The organism is Neobacillus sp. NPDC058068, assembly GCF_042885335.1.
Classification (GTDB): Bacteria; Bacillota; Bacilli; order Bacillales; family Cytobacillaceae; genus Neobacillus.
This window is the reverse complement of the sequence record NZ_JBHVSI010000001.1, coordinates 110,887-122,627: the sequence shown is the minus strand read 5'-3', so window position 1 is coordinate 122,627 and position 11,741 is coordinate 110,887. Positions and strand designations below refer to the sequence as shown.

Annotated in this window: 11 protein-coding genes; 1 reads left to right on the top strand and 10 read right to left on the bottom strand. The window is 37.9% G+C overall.

The window, feature by feature from the left end:
- Positions 1–113: 113 nt before the first annotated feature.
- Genes ACFVSW_RS00640 through ACFVSW_RS00620 form a run of 5 tightly spaced genes read right to left on the bottom strand, consistent with a single transcriptional unit; the run spans position 114 to position 4,900 of the window.
- Entirely contained in the window at positions 114–461 is a 348-nt protein-coding gene (locus ACFVSW_RS00640; protein WP_387311080.1) for a cupin domain-containing protein, read from the bottom strand.
- 15 nt (positions 462–476) lie between these two features.
- Complete coding sequence (locus ACFVSW_RS00635; protein WP_387311078.1) at positions 477–1,235, bottom strand: SDR family NAD(P)-dependent oxidoreductase; 759 nt, start codon at positions 1,233–1,235, stop codon at positions 477–479.
- A gap of 25 nt (positions 1,236–1,260) precedes the next feature.
- Positions 1,261–2,355, bottom strand: coding sequence for a Glu/Leu/Phe/Val family dehydrogenase (locus ACFVSW_RS00630; RefSeq protein WP_387311076.1), 1,095 nt, complete (start codon positions 2,353–2,355; stop codon positions 1,261–1,263).
- Positions 2,356–2,388: 33 nt separating this feature from the next.
- Entirely contained in the window at positions 2,389–3,213 is an 825-nt protein-coding gene (locus tag ACFVSW_RS00625) for a thiamine pyrophosphate-dependent enzyme (RefSeq protein ID WP_387311074.1), read from the bottom strand.
- Between the two features lie 10 nt (positions 3,214–3,223).
- Complete coding sequence (locus ACFVSW_RS00620) at positions 3,224–4,900, bottom strand: 2-oxoacid:acceptor oxidoreductase family protein (RefSeq protein ID WP_387311073.1); 1,677 nt, start codon at positions 4,898–4,900, stop codon at positions 3,224–3,226.
- 139 nt (positions 4,901–5,039) lie between these two features.
- Between ACFVSW_RS00620 and ACFVSW_RS00615 the strand changes: the two genes are divergently transcribed.
- On the top strand, positions 5,040–5,693 hold the full coding sequence (locus ACFVSW_RS00615) for a GntR family transcriptional regulator (protein WP_387311071.1): 654 nt from the start codon (positions 5,040–5,042) through the stop codon (positions 5,691–5,693).
- 215 nt (positions 5,694–5,908) lie between these two features.
- On the opposite strand, the gene gucD is transcribed toward ACFVSW_RS00615, so the two are convergent.
- From gucD to ACFVSW_RS00590, 5 genes are read right to left on the bottom strand one after another with little or no spacing between them, the layout of a single operon-like run.
- A complete protein-coding gene (gene gucD / locus ACFVSW_RS00610; protein WP_387311069.1) occupies positions 5,909–7,387 on the bottom strand; it encodes an alpha-ketoglutaric semialdehyde dehydrogenase GucD in 1,479 nt (492 codons plus the stop codon).
- Between the two features lie 47 nt (positions 7,388–7,434).
- Positions 7,435–8,589, bottom strand: coding sequence for a M20 family metallopeptidase (locus tag ACFVSW_RS00605; protein WP_387311067.1), 1,155 nt, complete (start codon positions 8,587–8,589; stop codon positions 7,435–7,437).
- Between the two features lie 34 nt (positions 8,590–8,623).
- Positions 8,624–10,309 (bottom strand): thiamine pyrophosphate-dependent enzyme, encoded by a 1,686-nt coding sequence (locus tag ACFVSW_RS00600; RefSeq protein WP_387311065.1) that lies wholly within the window; start codon positions 10,307–10,309, stop codon positions 8,624–8,626.
- A gap of 16 nt (positions 10,310–10,325) precedes the next feature.
- Positions 10,326–10,787: a RidA family protein gene (locus ACFVSW_RS00595; protein WP_387311063.1), complete on the bottom strand. Its 462-nt coding sequence runs from the start codon at positions 10,785–10,787 to the stop codon at positions 10,326–10,328.
- Positions 10,784–11,731 carry an NAD-dependent epimerase/dehydratase family protein gene (locus ACFVSW_RS00590; protein ID WP_387311061.1) on the bottom strand — a complete coding sequence of 316 codons (948 nt, stop codon included), beginning with the start codon at positions 11,729–11,731 and terminating at the stop codon, positions 10,784–10,786. Before ACFVSW_RS00590 ends, ACFVSW_RS00595 begins: the two co-directional genes overlap by 4 nt.
- Positions 11,732–11,741: the final 10 nt, after the last annotated feature.

The following is an 11,741-nucleotide window of genomic DNA, read 5'->3' as shown; positions in this document are numbered from 1 at the left end:
AAATTATTCAGTTTTTGCTATCTAACATCTAACATTGAGGTTTTTAACAAAGGGGCATTTGTAGTAGATGAAACATCTATTTTATTTTAAAACAGATGTTTCATCTTGCCTGACTATAGCTTATTCCAATTGGCTGGGTATAAAGAAAATAGAAAGGTGCCATGGGATACAGCCTGATAAACAATTGGTGTCCCCTTTTCTATGAAAAATGAATCTCCTTCTTTTCCAACCATGTTTTCTCCATTTGATTCAATTATTATTTCACCTTCGGTTACGTACAGTATTTCATCGTAACGGACAGTCCAGGGAAATCTACACTTCTCCATCTTTACCATTCCGCCGCCAAGAGTTGGCGAAAGTTCGTCAGTTACAAACCGAGCGATTTTCGCCTCACCAGATCCGGTCGTTCCTTCTAATGTTTCAAAAAAATAGCCCTTTTCTTCTAATAATTTGACACCCATCATATTCCTCCTATTCTACCAACCGCCATACGCAACCCATCCGCCATCGACATTGTAAACGGAACCTGTTACATAACTTGATTCATCTGATGCTAGAAATAATACAACGTCTGCCACTTCTTTTGTCGTACCAAAGCGTTTTAATGGTGTTCGTCTGATTACATCTTCATCCCCATAACCGCCGGTTTCCTGATCGGTTTCATCCAAAGGCGTTTTAATATAGGCAGGTGCTACACCGTTGACACGAATATTTTTTTCTGCCCATTCTACGGCCAGGACTTTGGTTAACCCATTCATGGCAAACTTTGTTGAACTATACGCCGCTCTCATTGGAACACAGACTTGGCCATAAACGGAAGTGATATTAATGATAGATCCACCATTCCCTTGCATATACTTAGCCGCTTCTTGACAGCCGAAGAAGGTACCCGTCAGATTGGTATCTATTACAGTCCGCCAATCTTCCTCACTTAATTCAATAGATGGACCAATCCGATTGACTCCTGCATTATTTACAACTACATCAATTCTTCCATACTTTTCAACAGTCTTATCCATCAGTGCAACCACCGATTGCTTGTTGGACATATCTGCAGCGATTGCATATACATCGTATCCTTTTTCTTTAAGTGCTGCAGTTGTCTTGTCAGCTCGCTCTTGACTTCTTGAATTCACGACAACTTTGGCGCCTTCTTGCGCAAATCGTTCGGCAATTGCTTCACCAATTCCCATACTTGAACCTGTTACAATACAAACCTTATCTTTTAAACGCAATTGGATCACACTCCATGTTTATTTTTTAATTAAAGATAGAAACTTGTTTCCGCAACTGTTTAGCCTTCCCTACACTTTCAATTCTTCTTTCAGCAAATAAATCAGCAGCTTTATAGGTTGGTATTTTTTCTGTTTTTGAAATATGAATTAAATCGGTCATCGTTTCATAGATTCGCTTAACTGCATTTATCCCTCTTTGTTCATTAAATCCACCCGGTTTGATTCGATCTGTATCAAATATAGTTCCACCGGCATTGGCAATATAATCAGGAGCATAAAGGATACCTAATTCATCTAAGAAATTACCATGCTTCTCTTCTGCAAGCTGGTTATTTGCAGACCCAGCAACAATTGAACATTTTAACTCATCTAACGAACGGTCATTGATTACCTTTCCAAGTGCACAAGGAGAATAAATATCAACATCCAACGCATGAATCTTCTCAACCGACTCTTTAGTTGTTCCAAACTCGTCAGCTACTTCTTTAACCCTCTTATTATCAATATCTGCAATCGTGATATCGGCTCCTTCTTGCGCAAGGTATTTAACCAGATGATACCCAACATTTCCAACACCTTGAACCGCAATTCGTACACCTTCAAGACTATCCGTTCCAAGTTTCTCCTTAGAGCAAGCTTTTATTGCTTGGTAAACACCCAGTGCTGTATAAGGTGAGATTTCTCCGGCACCGCCAAATTCTCGTGGAAGTGTAACGACATAAGGCGTTTCCGACCGGATGGTTTCCATATCTCTTAACGTAGTACCTACATCTTGCCCGGTTATATATAACCCGTTTAACCGATTAATAAAGCGTCCAAATGCTCTAAACAAAGCTTCACTTTTTTGCTTTTTGGGATCGCCAATAATAACCGCTTTTCCACCGCCAAGGTCCACACCAGCTGCTGCATACTTATAGGTCATACCTTTTCCGAGCCGAAGGGCATCTTCAATTGCATCCCATTCGTTTTGATAGGTCCACATTCTTAAGCCGCCAGTTGCAGGACCTAACGTTGTATCATGTATGCAAACAACACCCTTTAGGCCCGTTTCATTATCATTAAAAAAGAAGAGATTTTCATAATTGTATTTTTCTAAGTATTCATAGATTTTGCCTTCCATGTCTCCACCTCAAATTTTATTAGTTTAATAGAATTAAATAATTTTTGCTTTAAGATATGAAACAATATCACTATCGACAACTTTTTGTTGCTGATATCTAGAAGTATCCTTTTTATTCTGCCAGAGTACTCCAGCTGTAAACGGATTTTCAGAGAGTAAAGAAACGAACTCTGGGCTTGTTTCCGCAGGAAGAGCTTGATAAGTAATTTTCTCTTTATAAAAATCATATCCCTGTGCCTTGTTAAAAACGACACATGGGCTAAACACATTAATTAAAGAGAAACCATCATGGTTTATTCCCCTAATAATTAAATCTTCCAAATGTTTAATATCACCAGAAAAGCCCTGGCCGATGAATGTAGCCCCAGAAGACCATGCTAATAGTAGTGGATTAATGGGCTGGTCAAGATTCCCCTCGGGTGAAGTCGATGATTCATACCCCAATGGACTGGTTGGTGATGTTTGACCTTTTGTATTGCCGTATACCGAATTATCCATAACAATATAAGTGACTGGTAAATTTCTTCTTGCAGCATGAACCAGATGGCCAACTCCAATTCCATATCCATCACCATCACCACCTGCTGCTATCACCGTAAGTTCTGGACGAGAAGATTTTATTCCTAATGCAGTAGGTAAAGTTCTTCCATGAGTTGTATGGATCGAATAGCCGCCAAAGTAATGAGAGATTTTTCCGCTGCAGCCTATTCCTGAAACCAGGACTGAATTTTCTGGTCTAATATTTAATTTTGCTAATGCTCCTTGGATTCCCCTCAATACACCAAAGTCTCCACATCCGGGACACCAAGTCGGCGTATTACCATTGGAGAAATCCTTTGCAGTTAATGTTGCAGACATTTTATCCCCCCTAATTTGTCAGATTACTTGTAACTTCGTTTAAAATGGTTAAGATTTCTTCACTAAATTCTTTATCCGTATAGTGTTCACCATCAAACCTTAAAAGCGAATGAACTTCTTTATTCTCTAACCCAGGTTTTAAAATGGTTCGTATTTGAGCTTTGGCATTATACTCTGCGACAACAATCCTTTTGGAATTTTTCAATGCTACTGATAATTCTTCCTTTGGTAACGGGGCAAGCTGACGGATGAGCAAGCCTTGATAAGCACCAGGGTTATCCTTAACAAAGTTTTCAATTAATTCCCCCATTGCCCCTGTTCCAATAATGGTATTTGGGGCGTCTTTATCACCGATTGTGGAGAAAGGTCTATTATATCTAATGGAGTTAGCCTTATTTAACCTTCTGATATGCAAAGTACCCCTTACTTTTTTAAAATCAGGTTCCATTAGGCCTCGCTCATCATGCTCATCACCACTTGCAACATAAGCTCCACCAATTACACCCGGAACTGTTCGAAGAGGAGGTGAACTGCCTACTGCTTCAAATCTTTTATAAGGACCTTCAATTGGTGATTCTAAAATAGTTGGTCCTCGGTCAATTTCAACAAACTTGATAGCGCTTTCAACTTTTTCCCATGGAATGGATATCTTTCTAAGTGCAAGGTCTAAATCTAATGCAATAATCACGGGGCATTGATAATAGTCTGAGAGGTTGAGTGCTTCTTGAATTGTGACGATACAATCTAAAACACTAGTTGGGGTTAGTAGGATACGGGCAAATTCCCCATGTCCTGCATTCATAAGGTGTAATAAATCACTTTGTTCGGTTTTAGTTGGCATTCCTGTTGAAGGCCCACCGCGCTGATTATCTACTAACACTAGTGGGATTTCTGTTGCCGCTGCATAACCCAATCCTTCGGTCATTAACGCTAATCCAGGGCCACTAGTTGCAACAAATGTACGTTTACCGGCATAACTGCATCCTAATGCAGCATGGATTGCTGCTATCTCATCTTCAACTTGATAGGTTCCTCCCCCTAAAGGCGGCAGCCACTTTGAGAAGTTCTCCAATATTTCGGAAGCTGGAGTTATTGGGTATCCGTAATAATACCTTACATCTCCGGCAATTGCCCCAAGGCATAATGCATCATTACCAGAGATGGTTGCATTTTCAATCCCAAGGTCTATTAGTGGTTCTTCTGATAAAACTGTTAATCCCAATTGATAACCTGCTTCGAATAAATCGAGATTTTTCCCCTTTTTAAATTTCATTTCCACTTCTGACTTTACCAATTGATACGGAATGCCTAAATGGCCGCATATAATCCCTAAAGACCAAACGTTAAATCCTAGTTTAGGAGGATTTCCTTGATGCTCACTTGGTATGCTCTTAACATTATCAGGGCCAAATATCATGGACTTATCCTTTAACCTGGATAAATAACGATCGACACCTTCATCGGTCCAAACAATGGCCAAATCGATTTCTTCCATTCTTGGCGGGGATTCAGTTTCAAACTTTTCAGCAATATAAATCTCAAAAGAAGTATTTCCACCACGAATAATCGTTGAAAAATTACGCCAATTTCGATGAGTATATCCAAGAGATTCAATAACTTTTGAAAGGATTTCACCGGCAGTTTCAATCCCCTGGCCCGTTAATCCAAATAGTGCTATACTTTTCAAAAAATTCCCTCCTTTTGCAATGATAATATCTAGCGTTGATATATAATATCTGATATATTAGATATTAATACCAATAATTTTAATTGTCAATAATTTCTGAATATAAAGTAATATTTATTATTTAGGGGAGGAACGGAAAATGAATACTGCTGCATTTGATAACCGCAATTTAAATGAAAAAATTTATTATGTAATAAGGAATAAAATTGTAAATAATGAATTAAAACCGGGGACAAGAATCGATTATAATGATATCGCTAATGAGTTGGGTGTCAGTAAAACTCCTGTGAGAGATGCATTGCAACTACTCTCACAAGATGGTTTAGTGGATGTTAAAAGTAGGTCCGGCACATTTGTCAGTCAACCAAATGTAAAAGATATCGAGGAAATATATGAAGTTAGAAAAGCACTGGAAAGGCATGCAATAAAATTATCAATGGCAAATATGCCACGTCATATTTTAGAAAAAATTTATCAAAATGTCTTGGATGTGGATCATGATATCGATTCAGGGGACTTTAACTCCTTTTTTCAGTCCGATCGTAATCTACACAAAACCTTAATAACCTATTCAAAAAACAACCGCTTAATAAAAATGATGGAATCACTTGAAGCTCAAATTAACTGGATTGGTGTTATGATTGCTCACTCCCAGGAAAGACCGCGCCAGGCAAATAACGAGCATAAAGAAATTCTAAATGCACTTTTACAATCAGATGTACTATTAGCACAAAATCTTATGGAGGATCACATCGAAACTATTAAGCAAATGACATTGAAGGATTTTAGATAAATAGATTTAGGTTATTCTCCTGTGGTAATCGATTAATTACCCCTTAATTTTCCAAGAGTTTGATTTTCAAAAAAAGTGCCTGACCCCCGGTGCGCTATTACATTAACAGGCCGGTGTCAGGCACTAAAAACCCAAAGTCCTCTGTCTGAAGAATGGATAAGCATTGATAAATGAGCTTCTCTTGGTCTATAATTTTCTATTCAAAATTAACTATTTTAAGGAGTTGGTGTTATGGTTACGGTTTTTATGGAAGTAAAGAACTCAATAGCGGCCTTACCTTGTTCCCTCGAATGCGAACTGGATTGCTTCATTCCTCCAAATGGCGCTTGCGGCTCTACTCCTGCAGTCTCCCCATTAACTTTTACCATACCAACTTCAATTTGATTAATAAAATCTAATGATCTAGCCAGATCTCTGGTAAACAAGGCAGCACTTAATCCAAATTCTGTATCATTCGCTTGTCGAATTGCTTCTTCATAACTATCAATCTTAATTAGGCAAAGGACAGGACCAAAGATTTCCTCTCTTGCAATTGTCATTTCATTTGTCACATTTTCAAATAAAGTTGGTTCAACGTAATAGCCCGTTTCGTACTGTTCACCAATAGGTATACCTCCACCATAACTTAATGCTGCCCCCTCAAGCTTACCTTGTTCAATATAGCGTAATACAATTTCTTGTTGGTTTTTAGAAGATAATGGTCCCATATAAACACCTTCTTCTAATCCATCTCCTACTTTTATTGATTTCAATTTATCTACCACACGTGATTTAAAATCTTCATAGATTGATTCTTGAACAAACACTTTACTTGTTGCTGTACACTTTTGCCCTGTATGTTTCATCGCTCCATTAACAACTAATTCAGCGGCGACCTCTAAATCAGCATCTCCTAGAACAATAGCAGGATTCTTCCCGCCCATTTCTAATTGATATTTCGATCCACGGTTTATCGCTGCTGTCGCTACTTTTTTTCCAATATCATTTGAACCTGTAAAAGAAATTGCGTTTATTCCTCGATGTTCTAAGAAATAATCTCCTATGATTGAACCTTTGCCGGTAACCAAGTTTAATACTCCAGCTGGCAATCCTGCTTCATCAAAAACTTCTACAAGTTTTGCTGCTGTTATCGCTGTCTCAGTGGCTGGTTTGAAAACGATTGTATTACCATAAATAAGAGCAGGAGCTATTTTCCAAATGGGTATAGCAATCGGGAAATTCCAAGGTGAGATGACGCCTACCACCCCAACTGGAGTTCTTGTTGTATATAACAGGTTTTTACTATCTGCAGAGGGAATAACATCTCCAACTTTATTCATTCCTTCTTGCGCATAATACCTTAGGATTGTTGCGGCTCTAAGTACTTCGCCTTTTGTTTCACCGATGGTTTTTCCCATTTCCTTGGTAGCAATTTCTGCGATTTCCTGAAGTCTGTTTTCCATAATATCGGCTGCTTTATTTAAGTAAATACCTCGCTGAACAGCCGAAGTATCTTGCCATTGTTTTAAAGCATTTTTTGCTGAGTTCACAGCATGGTCAACATCTTCACTTGAAGAACTTTGAACGACACCAACAACTTCATTGAAATTTGCTGGATTTTTACTTTCAATTACTTCATTTCTCTTCCCTTTTACCCATCTACCATTAATATAGTTGTCAAACGCTACGATTCTACTTTTTTGATTAATCGTCAATTTCCTTCACTCCTTTAAATGGAAAGTTACTATTTATTATCTCTAAACTATAATTCTTCCAATAATTTGACTAAGAGCGCTAATCTTTTAGATATTTTATCCATTTCAATATGTTCATAGACAGCGTGAGCGCCATCTCCAATCGGCCCTAAACCATCCAACGTAGGAACTCCAAGTGCGGCTGTTAAATTCCCATCACTTATAGCGCCAGTAGCGGTTTCCTCCAAATCATATCCAAGATCTTTTGCGAATTTCTTTGCTTTTTCAAAAAGATGCACCACACCCTCTGTCCGATCTAAAGGAGGTCGTTTTACTAAAGTGTATATATCTAATTCTGCTCCTGCTAACACCGGCGTTAATGATTCCATTTCTTTTGTTAATCTCTTTACTTCCTCATTTGTTGGAACTCTTGCATCGACTTCTAATATGGCCTGCGCAGGAATCACATTGGTTCGAGTGCCCCCTTGGATGACGCCGCAACTAACTGTTGTCCCTATTTGATAGTCTGTTAACTTTTGTATTTTTAGAATTTGGTGCGAAATTTCTTCAATCGCATTGATTCCCTTCTCATGATCCATACCAGCATGAGAAGGCTTTCCTTTTGCGGTTATTTTAAAATACATAATACCTTTTCTAGCAGTTAATACGGATTCTCCTACGCCACCTTCAAGAATTAACGCAAACTCTGATTTCATTGCTTCGCGCTTAATTACAGGTCTAGAGGTTGTACTGTTTATTTCTTCGTCTGAATTAAATAAGATGGTTATTGGTCTTTTAGTTTTCCTATTTAGATCTTGAATGATTTTCATTGCCTCAATAGCAAAAACGACGGCGCCTTTCATATCAAATATACCTGGACCATAGATTTTATTACCGACTACTCGAAAAGGCATATCAACTAGTGTGCCTTTTTTCCACACAGTATCCATATGAGCAATGACTAAAATTGGTTTTAGAGAGTCATCTTCGCCTGGCCATCTCGCGATAATATGATCTCCGCGATCTTCTACCCCTGACGGTTCGACTTCAATACTCGCACCTAATTGACCTGCCTTTCTTTTAAGTAAATTCCCGACAGCATTAACTGCTTCACAATCGGTTGTTGGTGACTCTATTTCAATGATTTCTTTAAAAAACTGGATAACTTCATCTAGATAATCATCTTCAATAAACTTAATCAGGTCTTCAGTAGCAACACTCATCTACTCTCTCCCTCCCTTTCGTTACTAGATTTTTTTAGCTTTTTATAACTTGCTGCTTATGTTTTACTCGTATTGACTCAATTGTAGCTTTATATGAAATATTATTCGGATCACAAATAACCTCAATTAACGCTGGTTTATTGGATTTCATCGCTTTTAATAAAGCATCTTCAAAATCAGCATCACATGTTATACGTGCAGTAAATACTCCAAAAGATTCCCCTAAATTTTTAAAATTAGGATTACCTAAAGTTGTTCCAATCACTCTTTCAGGGTAGTGAATTTCTTGATGCATGCGAATAGTTCCAAACATATTATTATTAAATACAAGTGAAATAATAGGGACATTATAACGGACAGCAGTTTCTAGCTCCTGCATCGTCATCATAAACCCACCATCACCAGATAATGAGATAACGGGACAGTCTGGTTTCGCAAGCTTTACGCCTACAGCAGCTGGCACTCCGTAACCCATCGCGCCAGATGTGGGCCCAACGTAAGTTTTTCTTTGATTAAATTGATAATAGTTATGCAACCAGCCAGAGAAATTTCCAGCATCATTTGTGAAAACAGTGTGATCAGGAACTTGTTTTTGCAGGGTTTTAATTATTTGTCTCATATCAACTTCATCATTATGTTTTTCATCTTTTATATACGTTAGATTTTGATATACTTCTCGTCTTTCTTGTGCCCATTTCTTCCACTTATCCGAAGGATTTTTGCTACTATTTTCAGCAGTTAGTAAGGATTTTAGCGCTTCATTTGCATCTGCAACTATACCAATTTCCGGGGAATATACTTTGCCGATGGTATCGTAATCTATATCAATATGAATGATTTTTTGATCATCTGAAATGATTGAATAACCTTGTGTAGTTACTTCTGAAAAACGAGTCCCGATTGCCAAAATAGTATCTGCTTGTTTAATTGTCTGAATGATTTCTTGTTCAGTTCCCAGACCTGAATGCCCCACGTATAATTCATGATTATTTTGAAACACATCATGCCTTCTAAATGAAGCAAGAACTGGCAGATGATATTTTTCTGCAAAAAGTTGAAGGTTTTCTTCACCATTTGAAGAAATAACACCTCCACCGGCAATAATTAACGGGCGATGTGAATTTTTTATAAGTTTTAAAGACTCTGTAATTTCTGATCCTGTTGGGGCTGGTTTTGGATTGGCAATAACTGGTCCAAACACCATTTCAGCCTTTTGCGCTAAAATATCTGCTGGAAGCGATACAACAACTGGACCTGGTCTTCCCGTTCTCGCAATACGGAAGGCCCTTTGAACCAACTCTGGCGTTCTTTCAACATCTCTTATCTCAACAGCCCATTTACAAATATGCTTAAAATACTGATCTAGTTCTACTTCCTGGAACCCTTCACGCCCCCGAAATTTACTATCGACTTGGCCCAAGAAAACTACCATAGGAGTAGAATCTTGATGGGCCGTGTGGACCCCAATCGATAAGTTTGTTGCCCCTACTCCTCTAGTTGCCATCGCAATACCAGGTTTACCAGAGGCTTTACCATAGGCTTCAGCCATAAATGCAGCTCCACCTTCATGCCGATTCGAAATAAGTTCAATACTGTCTTCTTCATAGATTGCATCTAATAAATCCAGATAACTTTCTCCTGGAACACAAAAAGCATGACCGATTCCTTCTAATTTTATACACTCTACGATAGCTTGCGCTCCTGTCATAACCTTTTTCATTCTTTAATCCTCCTTCTCAATCTTCTTTAACTGCTACAATCATCTCGATTTCAACAGGAGTACTACGTGGTAATTCCGAAGCCCCTACTGCCGAACGAGCATGTCTTCCGTTCTCCCCAAATATCTGTTCAATTAACTCTGATGCTGCATCAATAACTTTTGGTTGTTGGTTAAATCCCTTTGCAGAATTTACAAATCCGGTAACTTTAATAATTCTTTCAACAAGGTCAAGACTTCCAATTTCCTGTTTTAAGCAACTTAACGCTTGTAAAATGCATATTCGCGCAGATTCCCGGGCATCTTCAATGGAAACGTCTCCTCCAACTTTCCCTGTTATTTTAACCTCGCCATTAACTTTTGGGAGTTGACCACTAATATAAGCTACTCCATTATGCACAACGACTGGTACATAGATGAATGAAGGTTTTGCTGCTTCCGGTAAATCCAATCCCAATTCTCTTATTCTTTCTTCAATCATGTAACTTTCCTCCTTAATGCTTCTAAGTAATCTTCACATGCTTCTATAACCGAATATTTGGGAAAATAATTCATTTCCTTTTCAATTTTTGATGTATCCATAAGTGGATATACTGTCCCTCCTGTATCAGTTATTTCTAATGATAATTGATATTCAGACATACAGTTTTTCACAATACCTACCATCTCACTAACGGATGTTGTGTGACTTTTTACATTATATATCTCACTTAATTTTTTTTCCGTCATAGCTAGTTGATAAAATAAACTGGATACATCTTTGACATACATTAAATCAACTAATTCTGAACCACCTGTAATAACTACTTCATCACGGGAATGACAATTTTCAAACATATCTACAAATGCTCCTCCTGCGCCTTTATACCATCGGCCTGGTCCGTACACAAGAGGCAATCTTAAGGAACAAACTTCCATTCCATACTGATTTCGATAAAACGTGGTCATCAATTCATCCATTACTTTAGTAGATCCATAGAAGGTTTCTGGATTTCTAGCAGATTGTTCATTTACCAAACCTTCATTATACCAATTTGAAGGGGCATAAACTGTACTTGATCCTGACCATAACAGCCTTTTTACACCTGCATTTTTTCCTGCTTCCAAAACATTGTAGAAACCCAATACATTAACATCTAATGCCATCTTTGGAGTTTCCTGAGCAGATTTAGCTAAGCCATCTTTACCTGATCCAAATGCTGCTAAGTGAATGATGATATCCGTTTTATTATTTCCTACTGCATTTGCTAGACTTATGTAATCCATAATATTACCTTCTATAAAGGTAATATTTCCTTGAACATCACCAATTAAATTTTCATTTAGTTTTAATCCAAATAAGGTAACATGATGGCCCTTTTCAACAAATTCTCTTGTAATATGAGAGCCGACAAATCCGTCCCCACCTATTATCAATACATTCATTTCCACACCT

Bases quoted from the DNA above. Each gene is read 5' to 3' on its own strand.
- ACFVSW_RS00640 (WP_387311080.1), bottom strand. From the start codon at position 461: ATGGGTGTCAAATTATTAGAAGAAAAGGGCTATTTTTTTGAAACATTA.
- ACFVSW_RS00630 (WP_387311076.1), bottom strand. From the start codon at position 2,355: ATGGAAGGCAAAATCTATGAATACTTAGAAAAATACAATTATGAAAAT.
- ACFVSW_RS00625 (WP_387311074.1), bottom strand. From the start codon at position 3,213: ATGTCTGCAACATTAACTGCAAAGGATTTCTCCAATGGTAATACGCCG.
- ACFVSW_RS00615 (WP_387311071.1), top strand. From the start codon at position 5,040: ATGAATACTGCTGCATTTGATAACCGCAATTTAAATGAAAAAATTTAT.
- ACFVSW_RS00605 (WP_387311067.1), bottom strand. From the start codon at position 8,589: ATGAGTGTTGCTACTGAAGACCTGATTAAGTTTATTGAAGATGATTAT.
- ACFVSW_RS00600 (WP_387311065.1), bottom strand. From the start codon at position 10,309: ATGAAAAAGGTTATGACAGGAGCGCAAGCTATCGTAGAGTGTATAAAA.
- ACFVSW_RS00595 (WP_387311063.1), bottom strand. From the start codon at position 10,787: ATGATTGAAGAAAGAATAAGAGAATTGGGATTGGATTTACCGGAAGCA.
- ACFVSW_RS00590 (WP_387311061.1), bottom strand. From the start codon at position 11,731: ATGAATGTATTGATAATAGGTGGGGACGGATTTGTCGGCTCTCATATT.